Here is a 17,918-nt window from a genome sequence, read left to right as displayed (position 1 = left end):
GGGATTTTTTTTTAGCCCTGATTACTTCACTAATTTAACATTTGCTATCAGTGTTCAGTGAATGATTCGCATTTAGAGTGCTATCCTTTTTTGTATTCAAGTTGGCTAGTCATTGCAATTCGAACTGACGAAAATATTGAGCTGAAAGCGGAATTATCTCCTACTTATTATTGTCAATTACGTAGTTCAAAACTTTAGTCATCAAATGAACTCTGTCTTTACCAATAACGTTATGCTTGTGCATCGGATAAGGAAAATAATCGATTTGTTTACCTAATTCGACACACTTTTTAACCAACGCTAAATTGTGCTGTTCTACCACAACATCATCGTTTGTTCCGTGAATTAAGAGCAGTTTTCCTTTTAAATCTTTTGCATAATTGGTTACGTTGGCTTGGTCAAATCCTTTTTGGTTTTCGGCTGGCGTATCCATATAGCGTTCGCCATACATCACTTCATACCATTTCCAATCGATTACTGGTCCGCCAGCTACACCAACTTTAAAAGTATCTGGTTTTCTTGTCATTAACGAGGTAGTCATAAATCCGCCGAAGCTCCAACCATGAACCGCTAGACGATTACCATCTACATAAGGCAATGATTTTAAATACTCAACACCTTTCATTTGATCGTCGATTTCGTTATTGCCTAGTTGGGCATGAATTACGCTTTCAAAGGCAAATCCTCGATTGTCCGATCCTCGATTGTCAATGGTAAAGACTAAATAGCCTTGTTCAGCCATCCAATACATCCAAAGATTGGCACCATCCAAATAAGAATTTGTTATCATTTGTGCATGTGGACCGCCATAAACGTAAACTAAAACTGGGTATTTTTTTGTTGGGTCAAAATTACTCGGTTTGATTAATCGTGTGAATAAATCGGTTGTGCCATCAGCAGCTTTTATGGTTTTAATATCGGCACTCCCGATTTCGTAACCGTCGTATTTATTTTTACTTTCTAATAGCGTAGTAGCTTTTAAATTTTTATCATACAACAATGATTTTGAAGGTGTTGAATGATTTGAATATTCGTCAAAAAACCAATTGCCATCCGATGAAATTACTACGTTATGAACGCCTTCGTCTTTAGTAATCAAAGTTTGTTTTCCTTTTAAATCTACTTTATACGCTAACATATTGATGCCTTTTTCTCCTGTTGCTTTAAAATAAATTTCGGTTCCTACCATATTGGTTCCAATGATTTCACGAGTTGGAAATTTATTAGCTGTCAATTGTTTAATTAATTTACCTTCAATAGTATAGTAGTAAAGGTTGTTAAATCCGTCTTTTTCAGAAATCCAAACGAAGTTATTCGATTTATTGTTTTGGAAAAATGCAGGATGTTCTGGTTCAACCCATTTTGTATTTTTTTCGTTGAAAAGTGTTCTCACAAATTTTCCGGAAGCCGTTTCATATAAATTCAAATTCATATCATTTTGACCGCGATTTAACTCGGCAATCAAAATAAATTTTTCATCTGGTGTGAAAGCCAAGTTGGTTAGATAATCGTCTGAATTACTTTTTGGAGTTATAAAAAATAGTTCTCCAGTTGTCAAACTGTAAATACCAACTTTTGGTTTTTCCGATTTTTGTCCAATCATTGGATATTTGGTAGCAACCAATTTTCCTGGTGTTTCATTAATATCTAATAATGGATAATCGGCAACATCGGTTTCGTCTTTTTGATAAAAAGCGAGATAACTTGATTTGGGCGACCAAAAAATACCACTATTAATTCCAAATTCATTTCTAGAAATGGTTTGCCCTGAAACAATATTTTTATCTGAATTATTAGTAACTGCTATTTTTTCTTTGTTTTTGTTTAAAAAATATAAATTGTTTGCTTCCGTAAAAGCTATATTTATTTTTGCATCATCAAAGGTTTGATTCTCGGCAGTTTCAGGAATTTCTTGAAGTAGTTTACCCGATTTAGAATTGATGTTATAACTATAAAATTTCCCGGTTTCTGAAATTAAAAGCGTAGTGGTGTCCATCCATTGTATACCAAAGAAATTTTTCAACTTTGTTCCCAGTGTTGAATTGATATCACTTAGTTTTACTAATTCAGTGGCTTCTTTTTTGACCACATTTGTACTCATCATTTTGGTCCAAGAATCGGTGTAATAACTATAATTACTTGAGTTGGGTATCCATTGAAAACCGGTTAATTTATCGGCTCCAAATTTTCTGTTTTGCTGTAAAACAGCATCTTCTAAAGAGATTTTTTTTAATTGTGCCTGAGTCGAAAAAGTCAACAGACAAGAAACGAATAGTAGAAAAATTTTATTCATGAAGTAGTTTTTTGGACGTAAATATAGCATAAAACAGTATTTCAATTTTTAAATTGTCATATATTATGAGCAATATCTTTAATAATTTTTAGGTGATGATTTGTATGCAGATTTAAAAACCAAAGTGTGTTTTTTAGATTTAAATCGCCAAAGTAAGGATGGGTAAAATAAGAATTAGCGTTAAGAGTTTCTAAATCAATTAAACTATTCTTTGCAATTTCTAATTTTGAAATAAGTAGAGCGGCTGTCGCGGTTTCGAGAGGTTTAACCACTTTGGGAGCTTTTGCTTTTCCTCTCGGAATTTTATTAACACTTTGAATGAAAATTCGATTCCAATTCAATCGCCATTTATACTGCTCTGGATTTGACTTTTTTAATTGGTGTATAATTCCATTTATGGTCATCAAACTATGGTCGATATGCCATCCGATTGAGGATTGAGAAATAGAAACATTTGTCTTCTCAAAATCAACAATATGAGATTCTAATTGATTTACTAGTGTTTTAAGATTACTCATTTGATAAAAATTAAAATCCCAAACGTTAGTGTTTGGGATTCTTATAAGTTATTTATTCTTCACTTTCCTTGTCCAAATATTCTTGAACAATTTCAATAGCATTGGTCACCACATCGCTAAGAGCAGTAATGAAGGTGCCTTCTTCTGCATTAGTAATAGCATGTTTGATAGCTTCTACCTCTTTAGATATAATTTCATGAGTGACATCTCTACCACTTGCTGAAATTCCTTCCATTATCAAACCAATGATTTCATTTTCGGTTCTACCACGTAAATATTTCTCTTGACGAATGATGATGTGGTCAAACATTCGCGCTGCAATAGTGGCACATTCTTTAATATCTTCATCACGACGGTCACCAACTCCGGCAATAATTCCAATTTTTTTGGTGGCTTCAACAGAGCTTAAGTATTCTTCAACACCTCTATAGCCAGCCGGATTATGTGCAAAGTCAATCAATACCTTGAATTTTTTAAACTCGAATATGTTCATTCTTCCCGGTGTTTGTGCAGCACTTGGGATAAATGTTTGTAATGATAAACTAATGTCATCGGTTTTAAATCCTTGTAAATAGCTTGCTAAAGTTGCGGCTAAAACATTGGCTATCATAAACTTGGCTTTTCCGCCCATAGTTAATGGAACATGAGTTGCTCTTTCAACTCTGATTTTCCACTCTCCTTTTTTGATAGTTATAAATCCATTTTCATAAACAGCTACAATTTTACCTTCTTTGGAAAACTTTTTTACTTTAGGATTGTTTTCATCCATACTAAAGTAAGCAATATTACAGCTTAATTCATTGGCAATTTTCAAGCATTGCTCGTCTTCGGCATTCAAAATTGCCCAACCATCTTTCTTAACGCTTTTTACAACCGTACTTTTTACACGAGCTAAATCTTCTAAAGTATGAATATCACTCAATCCTAAATGATCTTCCTGAATGTTGGTGATTATCCCAATATCACAACGGCTAAAACCAAGTCCGGAGCGCAGAATTCCCCCACGAGCAGTTTCTAAAACAGCAAATTCTACTGTTGGATCTTTTAAAATATATTCTGCAGAAACAGGACCAGTTGTATCGCCTTTTTCCATCATGTGGTTTTGGACATAAATTCCGTCAGAGGTAGTAAATCCAACTTTGAAACCATTATTTTTTACAATGTGAGCCAAAAGTCGGGTTGTAGTAGTCTTCCCGTTAGTTCCTGTTACAGCAATAATTGGAATACGACTTGGTTTTCCCGGAGGATAAAGCATATCTATAACTGGAGCCGCAACGTTTCGAGGCAATCCTTCTGATGGCGCTAAGTGCATTCTGAATCCGGGCGCAGCATTAACTTCCAATATACAACCGCCGTTTTCTTTTAAAGGCTGGGTTAGATTTTCAGCCATAATATCAACACCACAGATGTCTAATCCGATGACACGGGAAATTCTTTCGCAAAGGAAAATATTTTCAGGATGCATCATATCTGTTACATCAATAGAAGTTCCGCCCGTGCTCAAATTCGCAGTTGATTTTAGATAAACAACTTCTCCCTTTTTAGGGACAGTTTCTAAAGTATAATTTAATTTTTCTAATAAATCGGTGGTATCTCTATCAACATCAATTTGGGTTAAAACATTTTCATGTCCATAACCACGACGCGGGTCTTTATTTGTTTCTTCAATCAATTGTTGGATAGTTTGTTTTCCATCTCCTTTTACATGCGCCGGTTCTCGTTTGGCTGCAGCAACTAATTTATTATCAATAATTAAAACCCTGAAATCATGGCCTGTAATAAATTTTTCAACAATAACTCGATGGCTGTATTTTTTGGCATAAGCCAAACCGTCAATAGCATCTTCTCTATTTTTTACATTGATTGAAGCACCTTTGCCGTGATTTCCATCTAATGGCTTAATAACAATTGGATAACCGATTTTTTGAATAACATCATCTAAATCAGCTTCATCTACGCAAATTCCTCCATTGGCAACCGGTATAGAAGCGGCGTCGAGCATTTTTTTTGTTTGTTCTTTGTTGCAGGCAATATCAACAGCAATGCTACTCGTTTTACAGGTAATGGTAGCCTGAAAACGCATTTGATTGATACCATAACCTAATTGAACTAATGAGTTTGTTCCTAATCTAATCCATGGGATATCTCTCGAAACCGCTTCTTCAACGATACTTCCCGTTGATGGGCCAAGACGAACGCGTTCTCTGATTTCACGCATTTTCTGAATATCGGCCTCAAGGTCATAAGGTCTTCCTTCGATTAATGCTTCGGCAATAGCAACTGAGCTTTCGGCAGCAAACATTCCGACATTTTCTTCGGTATAACTAAAAACTACATTATATACTCCTGGAGTTTTGGTCTCGCGGGTTCTTCCAAAGCCAGTTTCCATTCCGGCTAAAGTTTGAATTTCTAAAGCAATATGTTCAATTACATGTCCCATCCAAGTACCTCGTTCAATTCGGGAAAAGAATCCACCACGAACACCTTCAGAGCAGCGATGTTCAATCATTGTTGGAAACATAGCTTCTATCCTTTCACGAAAACCATCTATTTTATTGGTTGGAAATTGCTCCATTTCTTCCAAATCAAGACGCATTTGGATTAATTTTTTACGTTGAACACTCCAAATATTGGGACCACGAAGTGCTTGAATTTTATCTATTTTCATGATTAGGAATAATTAGTAAAAGTGATAAGTAATGATTTTGTTAAAAATAGGAAATTTTTAGTGTTGAATTGGATTTTTTTTACTGAAATGGAAAAAAAGTAAAGAGGTCTTTTTAAGTTGAATTAATTTTCAGTTTTTTAGGATGTTAGTAAGTAAAGGAAAAGTACTAGCTAGCACTGAACAGGTGGGATTTGGAATCCTTTTTATTGCTAGTAAGGCACTTCGACTGATTGTATGCCGACAGGTAGACGCTCAGTGTGACAATAAAAATAGTGGAACAAACAGTAAGTAAAAGTCTAAAGATTTGAAAACGATTATGGCTCTATTGCTCAATAAATGCAACTATTTTTTGATATAAATCGGCGTCATGCAGACTGTGTCCTAAACCTTTAGTTTCGATATAAATGGCATTTTTCCATGCGTCTGCATATTTTCGGCCTTCATCTATAAGCACGACTTTGTCTTCTGAATCATGAGCGATTAATGCTTTTTGGGTAAAGTTTTGCGCAAATTTATGTGCGGAAAATTCATTGATATCAATACTGAATTTTTCAAAATAGTATTTTTCTAGTTTATATTTTATCCTATTGTTTAAACTCAAAAGTTTCACAAAATTATTTGCAATGATTTTAAAATCGGAAGGAGCACCTAATAGTATAACTTTTTCTATTGTTTTATCCTTGTATTTGTTGAGATAAAAACAAACTGCTGCTCCGCCTACAGAATGCCCGATGATGGTTTTTGGTTGGTATTTTTGAGTTACTATGTTTATGAATTCTGCAAATTTTGGAGCATTGAATTCTTTGCCTTCACTTAATCCGTGAGCTGGACCATCAATTGCGATTATGGTTTTACCTAAAGGTTTTAGGTAGTTCAATAATTTTTTCCAGCGTGAAGCATTGCTTTCCCAACCGTGAATGAGCAGAATTATGTCTTCATTAGCTTCGCTTCGTTCGGCTGCGGCTCGGGTGCCTTTCCAAATGTAGGCTTGAAACTTTTCATTATGGTATTCAAAAGTTTCAAAAGCGGCACTTTGAAGTGTTTTTGGTAATTTTTCTTTTTTGATTTTTCCTTTTCTGGGTTGACTAAAAAGTTGGTATGCTTGTATTTTAGCTTTTTCTAAATTGAAATAGCTCAATGCGTTGAGATAATACCCAATTGATTTTGTGAGGATTAAATATTGAATTTTTTTCATAAAAAATCCCGAGAGTATCGGGATTAGTATATTATAGGTGAGCAAATAATTTTTGCATTTTTTCTCTTTCTTCCTCAGCTAGAGAAGCATCTACCAAAATTCTTCCTGAATGCTCATCGGTAATGATTTTCTTTCTGGCTGCAATTTCTACCTGGGTTTGTGGTGGAATGGTAAAGAAAGATCCAGCCGAAGCACCACGCTCAATAGATACAACTGCTAAACCATTACGAACGCTTGAACGAATTCTTTTGTAAGCGGCTAATAATCTTTCTTCAATTAACGCTTCATATTCAGCAGATTTTTCGATTAGGAAGGCTTCCTCTTTTTGAGTTTCTGCCATGATATCGCTCAATTCTGCTTTTTTATGTTTTAGATGCGTTGTTTTTTGTTCTAATTTTTCTTTAGAATTTGCAATCACTTCTTTTTTGTGTTCGATAGAAGCTTTTAATTCTTTGATTTGTTTTTCGGCCAATTGAATTTCCAATTCCTGAAATTCAACTTCTTTAGTTAATGAATTAAATTCCCTATTGTTACGAACTTCTTTTTGTTGTGCGGTATATTTTTTTATTGCAGCTTGATGATCATCGATGGCATTTTTTTTGTTCTTAATTTGCTCTTCAATAATTTCCAAGTCACTTTTTAATTTATCCAAACGAGTAGTTAAGCCAGTAACTTCATCTTCTAAATCTTCCACTTCTAAAGGCAATTCGCCTCTTACATTTCTGATTTCATCAATTCTTGTATCTATGATTTGAAGGTCATAAATAGCTCTTAATTTGTCTTCAACATTTAGTTCTTTTGTAGCTGCCATATTTTATAAGTACTTAACTGGATTTGTATTTTCTTCCGAAAAAATGATTGCAAAATTAGGGATTTTTTTCTTAAGAAAATCAACAATATAATTTTTTGTAAATCTTTCACTTTCAAAGTGGCCAATGTCGGCTAAAACCAATTGATTTTCAGCTTCATAAAAGTTGTGGTACTTCAAATCGGCGGTTAAAAAAACATCGGCATTTGCTTGAATAGCATTCTTAATTGCAAAACTACCGGAACCGCCAAGCACAGCAACCTTCTGAACAGATTTTCCAAGTAAAGCACTATGTCGAATTCCTCCGCATTGCATTTTATCTTTTACGAAGGCTAAAAACTCGGTTTCACTCATTGGTTTTTTGAGTTCTCCAATCATTCCCAGGCCTATGTTTTGATGGGTATTTTGCAAATCATAAATCTCATAGGGCACTTCTTCATAAACATGTTTTTTGAAAAGTGTTTTTAATATTTTGGATTGCAGGTGTTTCTCAAAGGTTACTTCAATTTTGATTTCTTCGTTTTCTACAAATTCAAAGCGTTCTCCAATTTCCGGATTGCTGTCTTCGTTGCCCATATACGTTCCAATACCTTTAGTGTTGAAACTACAATCTTCGTAGTTGCCAATTTTTCCGACACCTTCCTCAAACAAGGCATTGCGTAATTCTGAAGCATTTTCAGGAATTGTATAGGTAACTAGTTTTTGGATAAAGTGTTCTTTGGGAACCAAAACTTTAGTATTTATTAAACCTAAAGCATCGGAGAAAATTTTGTTCACGCCCTTTTTATGATTGTCCAATGCCGTATGAACCGCATAAATAGCAATGTCATTTTTAATGGCTTTCAGTACAGCACTTTCAACATAATTTTTACCAGTTATCTTCTTTAATCCTGAAAAAATAATTGGATGGAAGCAAACGACCAAGTTGCATTTTTTAGCAATAGCTTCGTCAATTACGCTTTCTAAAGCGTCGTGGCAGACTAAAATTCCGATGATTTCAGTATTGCCATCGCCAACAAGTAGACCAACATTATCAAAATCTTCAGCATACGCCAAAGGAGCCATTTCTTCTAAAACAGAAAGTATTTCTTTTATCTTCATATAGTTAGGTTGCCCATTCGTTTATATATTCTTTAATTGTCCAAATACCGTTTGTTTTTTCGAGTAGCAAAAAACTACCGCTATTGTGTTCTATGTTTCTGTAGAAAGCAACTTTAACTAAGACAAAATTGTTGTTGGCAAAATATATTGGTTTGCTGACAATCATTAAACGCTGGTTGTTTTCGCCATATTTCTCGTAGACTTCTTTATATTCTTCAAAAGACAAGCACGCATTGACCTTACTTTTCAAATATTGATTTTGATTGTCAAATAATATATTATAAGCGGCTGACCAATCTTCATCGATGCTAATATCGATTTGCTTTTTGATTTCGTCAGCATTTTTTTTGAGTAAATCACTTTTTGAAATCACTTCCAAAACTTCTTCGTTGTTAGGTGCTTTTTTACAATAAAAACTCAATAATTGAAGTCTTCCTTTGGTAATTACTTTTTCGTTTTTGTAGTATTTGGAAAAAATTATTTTCAGTAAGGCAGCATTTTCGGTTTCTTGCGCCAAGGTAATTGGAGAAATCAGCAAAAAAAGAAAATTAAATATAAAGCAATATTGTTTCATTTGTTCTCTACAGCAAGAATAATTTTCATTCAAAGATAAAAAATCGTTACTTTCGTTTTATGAATTTGTTGCGAAAATTACTATTTCCTTTTGCCATATTGTATGGTTTTATCACTTCCTTAAGAAATTATCTTTACGATAAAGGTATTCTAAAATCCTATTCTTTTGATATTCCTGTTATTGCTGTTGGTAATTTGAGTGTTGGCGGCACTGGAAAAACGCCTCAAATTGAGTATTTTATTCGGCTGTTATCTCCCAATTATAAAGTAGCAACATTGAGTCGGGGTTACAAGCGAAAATCAGAAGGTTTTATTTTGGCCGACGCTACTTCAACGGCTGAAATTTTAGGTGATGAACCTTTTCAGTATTTTAAAAAATTCCCAAACATTCAGGTTGCCGTTGATGCTGACAGGAAAAACGGAATTGAGCAATTATTGAATCAAAAATCCAGTCCTGAAATTATTTTGTTGGATGATGCTTTTCAGCATCGCAAAGTAAAATCAGGTTTTTATATACTTCTGACGGCTTATGAAGATTTATTTTGTGATGATTTTATGCTGCCAACAGGAAACCTTCGCGAAAGCAGAAATGGTGCTAAAAGAGCTAATTTGATAATTGTAACCAAATGCCCGCCAAATATTACTGAATTGGAGCAGGAAGAAATTAGTGTAAAATTGAGGAGATACCACCTTAGTCGGAATGATAATAAAGTAGAAATCTTTTTTAGCAGTATTGATTATGATGATAAGGTTTATAACGATACCGTAAGTCTAGCGGTTAGCGATTTAAAATTAACTCAGAAAATGTTACTTGCCGGAATAGCAAAACCAAAACCGTTTTTTGATTATTTACTAACTGACAAAGATGAGGTTATGGTGTTTTCTGATCATCATCATTTTACGGAAAGCGACATTTTAAATATTAAAAGCCAGGCTATCGATAAAATCATCGTTACAACTGAAAAAGATTTTGTACGTTTGGAGGCTAAAATTTTAAGAAAACAATTATTTTATTTACCAATTAAAAGTAAATTTTTGAGTAATCAAGAATCTTTTGATACAATCATTTTAAACTATGTGGGAACAAGTAAAAATAATTCTGTAAGTAATTGTAAAACAAATAAATAAAAAATACAATAAAAAAACCGTGAAGTTTTTGTGAAGTTTTTATATGGAATATTCACAGAATGACATATCAAAGAGAGTTAGGATTGTTTCTAACTCTCTTTTTTATAATAGGTATATACGATTATATACAACTCATCTATAAACAATCCACATTTTATAAAACCTCAACTTTTTTCATAATATATATTTATGGATTGAAACGATTTATTCGATTGTTTCAACTTTTAAAAAAGAAATTATATAATGAAAAAAAGAAAACACCTTCAAACGAACTTCTTTAAGTTTATTGTTGAGAAATACAACAAAGAGATCCAAGATGAATTGAATGATGAAGAAACTAATATATCGGATGACGAACTTATTGACGACATAGACGATATAGAAGAACCAACAGAACCAAAACGAAAATTAAAAGAGGATGAAGATTTAAACCTTGATGAATTGATTGAGGAATACAACAAACTAACTAATAAATATAAAACCCTTAAAAATGATAATTCACTTTACAAAAGAAAATAAAAACCTTTATGATGTTGAAACCATTAGAAGTATATTAAATGTTTCAAAGTCAAAAGTTCAAAGAGAACTTAAAAAACAACAAACGGAAATTATTAAATATAAAAATCTGTTTTTATATCCGGAAACAACCTTGTTTGAGTTGATGGAAATTGTTCTTATAGAAAAATTACATAAAGGAAATGATAGATTGGAACAAGATTAGAAAACACGAGGAAACCATTAAAAAGAATAAAGAAAAATTTAATCTTGAAAAAGATTTTAAGAAAAGGGAACAAATAAATTTGAAAATTAAGATTGAGGAATTAAAGGTAAAGATTGAGAAATTGAAATAGATTTTATAAACATTTATAAGTTGGGGGAACGATAAAACTTAACACTGGGACTTATAATAAAACGCACTACCAGGGGAACTATACAAAGTGCAATCATAGTAGAAGGAAAGAAGTGATAGGTATAGCGGTGTGTCTTAAAACATTGTAAGTGGCTTTCCCAAATGTACATCAAAGACGATAGTATATTAAGTTTATACCCGATACGCTGGATCAGGCATATTTAAGAGGTGAAAACTTGGCTAACCAACATTGGGTAATACCATTGTTAGGATTAGTGTATCTAAGTTTTCCCCTCAATCTAGCTCAGACATCTAAACCCCACCACAATCCTAATGTTTTAAAGTGATTTTAAAAACATTTAACGAATTAAAAATCATTTTTAAATCAAGAATATGTATCGGCAAAAACAACCTCCCAAAACCTATTAAAACAAAAAAGGGTTTAACACTAAATGTTAAACCCTTTTATACTTTGTAGTAATTTATATTACCCATAACCAAAAGATTAAGTTATTCTATTACAAAATCTTCCAAGTTGTTCCGTGGTTTTTTAATTTACTCACGTTAAACTTCACACTTAATCTACCTTTGTTGATTAAATCCTCAACATATACCACATCAAAAAAATTACATTTGTTATTTCTTTGACTTAACCCATCTACTACTGAATTGATATTCCAGCAATCAAACATAAATGTCTGTCCGTCTAATGATACTGATAAAAATACCACACCATCTTTAACCACTAGTTGTAAATCATATCCGTTATACTTAACAGATTTGTTCCCAGAGATAAAACTTGTTTTAAAAGTTCTTACACCACCTTCAATAATACCCAAGTTGTTTTTAAGATTATTGATATACCCGTTTTTTGCTTGTTTGTCTGGTCCCATCATATAGGACTTAACAACAATTAAACTTGTATTGATTACTTTTTTAGATTTCTTCATTCCTCCCGAAATGAAAATCTTTGGATAAGTAGTAAAACCACCATCGAAAATTGATACTCCACTCATTTTATTTATAGTTATTAAATTGTTTTTTTACTTCGTTTTAAAACATAGAAATCCACCTTCACTAAAAGCAAGTTTTTTTTTAAATTTTATTTTATAATGTCTTGAATTTTAATCTCTAACAGAAATTTTAGAGGTATGTTTCTCATTTGTTTGACAAAGATAAAATGAAAATATTTAATATGAAACACTAAAATAATTGACTAAAAATTTGGAAAATTGGAACCCGTGATGACTACTCGAAATGTTTAAATGTTAAAAAAATGTTAAAAAAAATAAGCCCCGAATGACGGGACTTTTCAGTTTAATTTTTTTTCAAGACATCATCAATTTTTTTATCCCTTATAAACGATTTTAAAGATTGGTGTATAAAATCATATTCATCTATAGAAAATGTAAGGACACCATCTAAAACATCAAAATAATAGACAACCTCCCAATTATTCAATAAATCATTTTGAATATTATTATTCTCGAAGTCGTAAAGAAGTTTTTTTGTATCACAATCAATAAAGATTTTATTTAAGTGTTGAGGTTTGATAGTTATACCTTTTTTATTTATTTCTAATTTAGTTCTTTTCATAAAGTATATATCAAAAAAAAAGCCCCATTGGGACTTTTTAAATAATAAGGATAGTAATATGAATTTAAAATAATCCAAAAATTTTTTTTATTTTTTCCAATAATCAAATTTTGGCAATTCTTTTTTCATATCATCAAGAGTTTTAAATATAATCTTTTCGTCAGCATTTTCATAATATTTTATAGCGTTATATTCGTATTCACTATCGGACTCAAAACCAGATTTTTCAGAACCATAATCTTTTTTAAAATTTGATAGACATTTTAATTTTAAAACATCAATTTGTTTTTCTCTATTTGAACCTGTACAAAAGTTTTTTACGGTCATTGATGAAATGTTTTCTCCAATCCAATTTGCGTTTTCATCATATCTACCATTTATCACAATTTTTTCTTCTGTTCTTATCTTTATTGCTAAATCTTCCTGATTTTTTCCATTCTTATAACTTTTAACACTTTGTACATAACAAATTTTTGGATCGTATTTGTCATTTATTTCTTTTTTAAAACCATCTTTAATTTCACCATTGTCAAAAGTAAAGTCAGAAATAGTTATATATCTGTTGTCTGCTTTTATTCTATGTGTATATCTTATCAACCAACCATTTTTTACTTCAGCGATATTTAAAATACTATCATTTTGATCTTTTTCTACACCTAGTCCAGTGAAGTTTTCTTTTTCATCATTTCTCTTAATATTTTGTGTAGTATAAGAGTCATATTCAAAATCAGCCCTAATGTTAAGTTCATTCAATGGAACATCACTCTCGCTGGTTGTTATTTCAGCAGTACTTCCATCTTTTTTTTCAGTTTTTCCTCCGCAAGAAATTAGTAAAACACACATTACTATTGTCATAAATAAATAATTCTTTTTTTTCATTTTGTTTAGATTTAATTGTTTAATATTTGTTTTTGATTTATTTTAAAATGTATAAAACTTGATGAGGATTATAACTGTAATCCATCCAATAATACATAACCTTTTTTTTGTTTTTTGTTATGACTATTTCCATAAAATCTTGTTCTCCATTCTCTCTTCCATCATCTCTTTTGTAGATATAAAAATCTTTAGTTTCCTCTATTATTAGATTATCATAAATATTTTTACTATTTAATTTCCCTTGTTCAAATGTTGATATTGTTATCCTATTTTTTTCAACTAAAATTGAATAACTCAAATATTTTTTACAACTACAATTTGTATAACTATCCGATGTTAAAAATTCGTCAAAATCCCTAATAGAACTACAATCATACCTAGTATAATTTTTTGAGTTGTTTTTTGTTTGACTTGTCATTAAAAAAGGTAAAAACAATACTAAAACATAAAAATATCTTCTCATTTTTTCTACTTATTTACATATACAAACATAAAAACACATACCGCAATCACCTTGCGGTTAAGTTGTTTCTGCGGTAAATATATAAAAATATTTTGTACTAATCATGTATGATTAGAAAGATCATCTATGATTGTATCAATTTTACATTTTAAAACCTTGTAGGAATTGATATACACAAAGGATAAGGAGTATTTAGTATCGTTTGGGAAACATTTAAAAAAAATGCGAGAGGGGAAAGGTATGTCCCAAGAAGAACTTGCTAATCTAGCAGAAGTTTCTTTACCTCAAATTACAAGAATAGAGAGAGGTGTTATAAATCCAACAATTTGTACAATAAAATCTTTGTCAAAAGGATTGTCTGTTGCTATGTCTTTTATGTTTGAGTTTGATAAAGAATTATAATTCGGAAATTATTTTTTTAATCTTTTGAATAGTTCCGCTACTTTTATCAGTTAGTTTCATTGTCTTTCTTATTGAATATCCTTGTTTCAATAATTTTACAACGTCCTTGTGTTCTGTTAAAAGAGTTCCATTGTCTTTTTTAAAACCTTCTTTTCTTCCAACTTTCCCACCATTTTTTCTATAACTCTCATAACCTGATTTTATTCTTTGTCTAATTTGAGTTTTCTCCATTTCACTAACAGAGGTAAGGATTTGAATTAAGAATTGAGACATTGGGTTTATCTCACATTTATCATTTAAGGTTTCTATATTGTGGTTTTTAATATAAAGAGAAATACAATTTTCATTTAATAACTGAATAGTTTTTAAAACTTCTATTGTATTCCTTCCGATCCTTGAAAGTTCCCAACAAAGGACTTTGTCAATTTTATTAGTTTTGACAAGGTTTATCATTTTCATAAGTTCTGGACGTTCCTCATTTGTTTTGCCTCCGGATATTTTTTCCTCGAAAATAGAAACAACCTCATAATTCATCGTTTTTGAAAAATCTAACAATTCCTCTGTTTGTCTTTTGTAATCCTGACTATTTGTTGAAACCCTAGAGTATATAACCACTTTCATATTGTATCGTTTTAATATTTTATATTACAAAAATACGGAAAGTGTATCATTAAACCATATCTTTATAGATTAAAATGATACACTTTGTGGTTTGGTACAATTTTCAATTATTCGATACGTCTAATTTGATACATTCGACTAACTCCTTTACTTATTTTATTTTGTTTTTCTTTTCCTTGAAAATGTTTGTTGATGTATTTTTCCGAAGTTCTTAATTCTCCGTGTCCCATTAAGTTTTTAATATCCCATAAATCAGCTTTTCCGCTCTTAAGTAATGAGTTTATAAAAGAATGTCTAGCAATATGACTACTCAATCGAATGTCAAATCCGAAAACTTCTTTTATTTGAGAAAGAAAGTAATTGTATCTACCTTGAAGATTTTTATATCTTTTATATTGTAATTCGGTTAGTTCTTTATTTTTATTGTATTTTTTAAATATTCCTATTTGTTTATCTCTAATAAATCTTTCAAAAATAAAATCATTTTGATCTAAAGTTTTAATCTTTTTGTAAGTATTAAAAATATATTTGGTTTCAATTTTATCTTCAATTTTTATTCTCAAATCAATCATTTCCTTTATTGTTTCTATTCTTTCTGTATTAGAATGAATAGGGTAGTAGTATCCTTTATAAAAATCTAATCTTCCTACATCACCACCTTTAATTTCGTTATCGAGGTTTATCTTACTAATTCTTAATTTCTTTAATAGTTTATTACAATCTGTAATGTTTATTTTGTCAATTATATCATTTTCTGTTTTGAATAAAACCCCATAACAATTAAAAGGGATTTCAAGTTTAGTTGTTTTTACTATTTCATCATAGAGTACTTGATTTCCTAACATTTCATTTAATATATGACAAATGTTTATGTTGAAATACACTTCCATATTTCTGTCGGTTTTCATCATTTGATAAACTAATTTTTCAGGTTTAAAATCTTCCCAACGAATAAAAAACAAATCTGACATTCTCATTCCGTTTGCGAAAAACTGAAATAAAAACATATTTTTAAAATAAATTAAATTGTCTTGTTTTTTTGAACCATCACTTTTGAGAGATAATAATTTTAGTATATCATCATCACTTAAAGGATCTATTGGTTTTGTTGATTTTTGTAATTGTTGATACTTACTAAAAGGATTTTTTTTGTAAAATATAATGTCTTCATTGATTGCTGAATTAAGGACTTTTCTAAAAACCGAAATAGTATCAACAATAGACGTATTAGCAAGTCCCCTATTTTTCAAAAAAATAACATAATAATCAATCCAGTCGGGAGTAATTTCGCTAAATAATAAATCCTCTTTTTTGTTTTTTTGTAAAAATCTTTTGATTGAGTTTAGGACGTCGTTGTATCTTGATTTTGTTCCTAATACCAATATTTTACTTGTTTCCTTTTTGAAATAATCAAGATAAGATAAATTGTTTTGTTCCTCATCTTCATTGTTTGATTTTGAATAAATTGTTGAGGTTCCCAATCCATTAAAAATATTGAGTTCTTCTGTGATTTTGTTATTGATTGAATTATAATCCAATTCGTCATTGACGTTAAAACGATTAAGTTTTTTGATAAAATACTTTTCAAAGTGTTCTACTTTTACTTGAATACCAATTCTTTTTTGAGTTTTTACTTTGTTCTTAATCGCTTGAATAGCCAGTGTTCCTACAATGTCGCTTTTTTTCCTCGCTAAAATTATCTTAACTCCCATATTTATTTTACATTTGAATAATTCAAATTAGAATTGTAAAAATAATATAAAAACTATTGTTGTGAAGTTTTTGTGAAGTTTATTTGATAAATACTTCAATTTTATTTTTTATTATATTTTATAAAAAACTGAATTACAAATAGATAAAAATAATTTAAAGATATATTAAAAATGTGGGAACTAGTACAAGAAACCGTTAATTATATAAAAAATAAAACCAATTTCAGTCCCGAATATGGTGTTATTTTAGGTTCTGGATTAGGTAGTTTTACCGATGATATCTCTATTGAATTTACATTGCCTTATAATGAAATTCCAAATTTTCCTGTGTCAACTGTTCAAGGGCATAAAGGCGCACTTGTTTTTGGAACTATTGGTGATAAAAAAGTAATGGCTATGCAAGGTCGCTTCCATTTTTACGAAGGCTATGATATGAAGCAAGTAACGTTCCCTGTTCGTGTTATGAAATATCTTGGGGTAACTAAATTGATAGTTTCAAACGCTTCTGGTGGCGTAAATTCAAATTATGAAGTTGGTTCAGTTGTAATAATTAAGGATCATGTTAATATGTTTCCGGAGCATCCATTACGTGGAAAAAATGACGAGCGTTTTGGTCCAAGATTTTTGAATATGAATGAAGCTTACAATAAAGCTATGATTAATAAAGCTAAGGCAATAGCTGTTGAAAATAACATCACTGTTCATGATGGGGTTTACCTTGGTTTGCAAGGTCCAACATTTGAAACTTTTGCGGAATATAAAATGGTAAAAGTTTTAGGCGCCGATTGTGTTGGAATGTCAACTGTACCAGAAGTTATTGTTGCTCGACACATGGGAATTGATTGTTTTGGACTATCTGTAATTACCGATATGGGTGATGTTGAAACGGCCATGGAAGAAGTAAGCCATGAAGAAGTTTTAAAAGCTGCCGCTAAAGCAGAACCTTACGTTAGAAAATTAATTAAGGAATTAATTATTCAATTTTAATTCAAATTCGCGCACCAATTTAAAGCATTTTTTCTGTTCAATAGGTTTGCTGAACTATATTTCAATAAACTTTAGTAAGTGCCTTTTTTGTTATATTTATTTCTTCAATAAAAGTATTAAATCT

The 17,918-nt window shown here is 30.9% G+C and carries 18 protein-coding genes; 5 read left to right on the top strand and 13 right to left on the bottom strand.

Going from position 1 to position 17,918, the window contains the following annotated elements:
* Positions 1-160: 160 nt before the first annotated feature.
* From ACOYLP_RS02620 to ACOYLP_RS02590, 7 genes are all read right to left on the bottom strand, one after another.
* Positions 161-2,293: a DPP IV N-terminal domain-containing protein gene (locus ACOYLP_RS02620; RefSeq protein WP_422854620.1), complete on the bottom strand. Its 2,133-nt coding sequence runs from the start codon at positions 2,291-2,293 to the stop codon at positions 161-163.
* 56 nt (positions 2,294-2,349) lie between these two features.
* Positions 2,350-2,811, bottom strand: a complete 462-nt coding sequence (locus tag ACOYLP_RS02615) for a DinB family protein (protein ID WP_422854619.1) — start codon at positions 2,809-2,811, stop codon at positions 2,350-2,352.
* Positions 2,812-2,863: 52 nt separating this feature from the next.
* Positions 2,864-5,479, bottom strand: a complete 2,616-nt coding sequence (gene cphA / locus ACOYLP_RS02610; protein ID WP_422854618.1) for a cyanophycin synthetase — start codon at positions 5,477-5,479, stop codon at positions 2,864-2,866.
* A gap of 322 nt (positions 5,480-5,801) precedes the next feature.
* Positions 5,802-6,674 (bottom strand): alpha/beta hydrolase, encoded by an 873-nt coding sequence (locus tag ACOYLP_RS02605; RefSeq protein ID WP_422854617.1) that lies wholly within the window; start codon positions 6,672-6,674, stop codon positions 5,802-5,804.
* Between the two features lie 31 nt (positions 6,675-6,705).
* Positions 6,706-7,485: a zinc ribbon domain-containing protein gene (locus ACOYLP_RS02600; RefSeq protein ID WP_422854616.1), complete on the bottom strand. Its 780-nt coding sequence runs from the start codon at positions 7,483-7,485 to the stop codon at positions 6,706-6,708.
* Positions 7,486-7,488: 3 nt separating this feature from the next.
* Positions 7,489-8,583, bottom strand: a complete 1,095-nt coding sequence (locus ACOYLP_RS02595; protein ID WP_422854615.1) for a Nif3-like dinuclear metal center hexameric protein — start codon at positions 8,581-8,583, stop codon at positions 7,489-7,491.
* Positions 8,584-8,587: 4 nt separating this feature from the next.
* Complete coding sequence (locus ACOYLP_RS02590) at positions 8,588-9,121, bottom strand: hypothetical protein (protein ID WP_422854614.1); 534 nt, start codon at positions 9,119-9,121, stop codon at positions 8,588-8,590.
* Between the two features lie 95 nt (positions 9,122-9,216).
* Between ACOYLP_RS02590 and lpxK the strand changes: the two genes are divergently transcribed.
* The 3 genes from lpxK (at position 9,217) to ACOYLP_RS02575 (ending at position 11,005) form a co-directional block, all read left to right on the top strand.
* Positions 9,217-10,284 (top strand): tetraacyldisaccharide 4'-kinase, encoded by a 1,068-nt coding sequence (lpxK, locus tag ACOYLP_RS02585; RefSeq protein ID WP_422854613.1) that lies wholly within the window; start codon positions 9,217-9,219, stop codon positions 10,282-10,284.
* A 243-nt stretch (positions 10,285-10,527) separates the two neighbouring features.
* Entirely contained in the window at positions 10,528-10,803 is a 276-nt protein-coding gene (locus ACOYLP_RS02580; protein ID WP_422854612.1) for a hypothetical protein, read from the top strand.
* The gene (locus tag ACOYLP_RS02575; protein ID WP_422854611.1) at positions 10,775-11,005 is read left to right on the top strand and encodes a hypothetical protein; all 231 of its coding nucleotides are present in this window, start codon (positions 10,775-10,777) and stop codon (positions 11,003-11,005) included. The genes ACOYLP_RS02580 and ACOYLP_RS02575 overlap by 29 nt, the downstream gene beginning before the upstream one ends.
* 647 nt (positions 11,006-11,652) lie before the next feature.
* On the opposite strand, the gene ACOYLP_RS02570 is transcribed toward ACOYLP_RS02575, so the two are convergent.
* The 4 genes from ACOYLP_RS02570 to ACOYLP_RS02555 form a co-directional block, all read right to left on the bottom strand.
* Entirely contained in the window at positions 11,653-12,150 is a 498-nt protein-coding gene (locus tag ACOYLP_RS02570; RefSeq protein ID WP_422854610.1) for a hypothetical protein, read from the bottom strand.
* A gap of 301 nt (positions 12,151-12,451) precedes the next feature.
* Positions 12,452-12,730, bottom strand: coding sequence for a hypothetical protein (locus ACOYLP_RS02565; protein ID WP_422854609.1), 279 nt, complete (start codon positions 12,728-12,730; stop codon positions 12,452-12,454).
* A gap of 87 nt (positions 12,731-12,817) precedes the next feature.
* Positions 12,818-13,609, bottom strand: a complete 792-nt coding sequence (locus tag ACOYLP_RS02560; protein WP_422854608.1) for a hypothetical protein — start codon at positions 13,607-13,609, stop codon at positions 12,818-12,820.
* 37 nt (positions 13,610-13,646) lie between these two features.
* Entirely contained in the window at positions 13,647-14,072 is a 426-nt protein-coding gene (locus tag ACOYLP_RS02555) for a hypothetical protein (RefSeq protein WP_422854607.1), read from the bottom strand.
* Between the two features lie 165 nt (positions 14,073-14,237).
* On the opposite strand from ACOYLP_RS02555, the gene ACOYLP_RS02550 reads away from it, so the two are divergent.
* Positions 14,238-14,474 (top strand): helix-turn-helix domain-containing protein, encoded by a 237-nt coding sequence (locus ACOYLP_RS02550; RefSeq protein WP_422854606.1) that lies wholly within the window; start codon positions 14,238-14,240, stop codon positions 14,472-14,474.
* On the opposite strand, the gene ACOYLP_RS02545 is transcribed toward ACOYLP_RS02550, so the two are convergent.
* A complete protein-coding gene (locus ACOYLP_RS02545) occupies positions 14,469-15,095 on the bottom strand; it encodes a recombinase family protein (protein ID WP_422854605.1) in 627 nt (208 codons plus the stop codon). The two genes, ACOYLP_RS02550 and ACOYLP_RS02545, sit on opposite strands and share 6 nt — an antisense overlap.
* Positions 15,096-15,202: 107 nt before the next feature.
* Positions 15,203-16,807 carry a phage integrase SAM-like domain-containing protein gene (locus ACOYLP_RS02540; RefSeq protein ID WP_422854604.1) on the bottom strand — a complete coding sequence of 535 codons (1,605 nt, stop codon included), beginning with the start codon at positions 16,805-16,807 and terminating at the stop codon, positions 15,203-15,205.
* 171 nt (positions 16,808-16,978) lie between these two features.
* Between ACOYLP_RS02540 and ACOYLP_RS02535 the strand changes: the two genes are divergently transcribed.
* Positions 16,979-17,794, top strand: coding sequence for a purine-nucleoside phosphorylase (locus tag ACOYLP_RS02535; RefSeq protein WP_422854603.1), 816 nt, complete (start codon positions 16,979-16,981; stop codon positions 17,792-17,794).
* Positions 17,795-17,918: the final 124 nt, after the last annotated feature.

It is taken from the genome of Flavobacterium sp., assembly GCF_049318325.1.
Taxonomy (GTDB): Bacteria; Bacteroidota; Bacteroidia; order Flavobacteriales; family Flavobacteriaceae; genus Flavobacterium.
Note: the sequence above shows the minus strand (reverse complement) of the source record. Positions and strands in the feature narration are given on the sequence as shown.

What these genes read in the sequence shown, in the direction of transcription:
- ACOYLP_RS02565 (WP_422854609.1), bottom strand. Translation starts at nt 12,730, where the DNA reads ATGAAAAGAACTAAATTAGAAATAAATAAAAAAGGTATAACTATCAAA.
- ACOYLP_RS02560 (WP_422854608.1), bottom strand. Translation starts at nt 13,609, where the DNA reads ATGAAAAAAAAGAATTATTTATTTATGACAATAGTAATGTGTGTTTTA.
- ACOYLP_RS02575 (WP_422854611.1), top strand. Translation starts at nt 10,775, where the DNA reads ATGATAATTCACTTTACAAAAGAAAATAAAAACCTTTATGATGTTGAA.
- ACOYLP_RS02600 (WP_422854616.1), bottom strand. Translation starts at nt 7,485, where the DNA reads ATGGCAGCTACAAAAGAACTAAATGTTGAAGACAAATTAAGAGCTATT.
- ACOYLP_RS02540 (WP_422854604.1), bottom strand. Translation starts at nt 16,807, where the DNA reads ATGGGAGTTAAGATAATTTTAGCGAGGAAAAAAAGCGACATTGTAGGA.
- ACOYLP_RS02595 (WP_422854615.1), bottom strand. Translation starts at nt 8,583, where the DNA reads ATGAAGATAAAAGAAATACTTTCTGTTTTAGAAGAAATGGCTCCTTTG.
- ACOYLP_RS02620 (WP_422854620.1), bottom strand. Translation starts at nt 2,293, where the DNA reads ATGAATAAAATTTTTCTACTATTCGTTTCTTGTCTGTTGACTTTTTCG.
- ACOYLP_RS02555 (WP_422854607.1), bottom strand. Translation starts at nt 14,072, where the DNA reads ATGAGAAGATATTTTTATGTTTTAGTATTGTTTTTACCTTTTTTAATG.
- cphA (WP_422854618.1), bottom strand. Translation starts at nt 5,479, where the DNA reads ATGAAAATAGATAAAATTCAAGCACTTCGTGGTCCCAATATTTGGAGT.
- lpxK (WP_422854613.1), top strand. Translation starts at nt 9,217, where the DNA reads ATGAATTTGTTGCGAAAATTACTATTTCCTTTTGCCATATTGTATGGT.
- ACOYLP_RS02570 (WP_422854610.1), bottom strand. Translation starts at nt 12,150, where the DNA reads ATGAGTGGAGTATCAATTTTCGATGGTGGTTTTACTACTTATCCAAAG.
- ACOYLP_RS02615 (WP_422854619.1), bottom strand. Translation starts at nt 2,811, where the DNA reads ATGAGTAATCTTAAAACACTAGTAAATCAATTAGAATCTCATATTGTT.
- ACOYLP_RS02535 (WP_422854603.1), top strand. Translation starts at nt 16,979, where the DNA reads ATGTGGGAACTAGTACAAGAAACCGTTAATTATATAAAAAATAAAACC.
- ACOYLP_RS02580 (WP_422854612.1), top strand. Translation starts at nt 10,528, where the DNA reads ATGAAAAAAAGAAAACACCTTCAAACGAACTTCTTTAAGTTTATTGTT.
- ACOYLP_RS02545 (WP_422854605.1), bottom strand. Translation starts at nt 15,095, where the DNA reads ATGAAAGTGGTTATATACTCTAGGGTTTCAACAAATAGTCAGGATTAC.
- ACOYLP_RS02605 (WP_422854617.1), bottom strand. Translation starts at nt 6,674, where the DNA reads ATGAAAAAAATTCAATATTTAATCCTCACAAAATCAATTGGGTATTAT.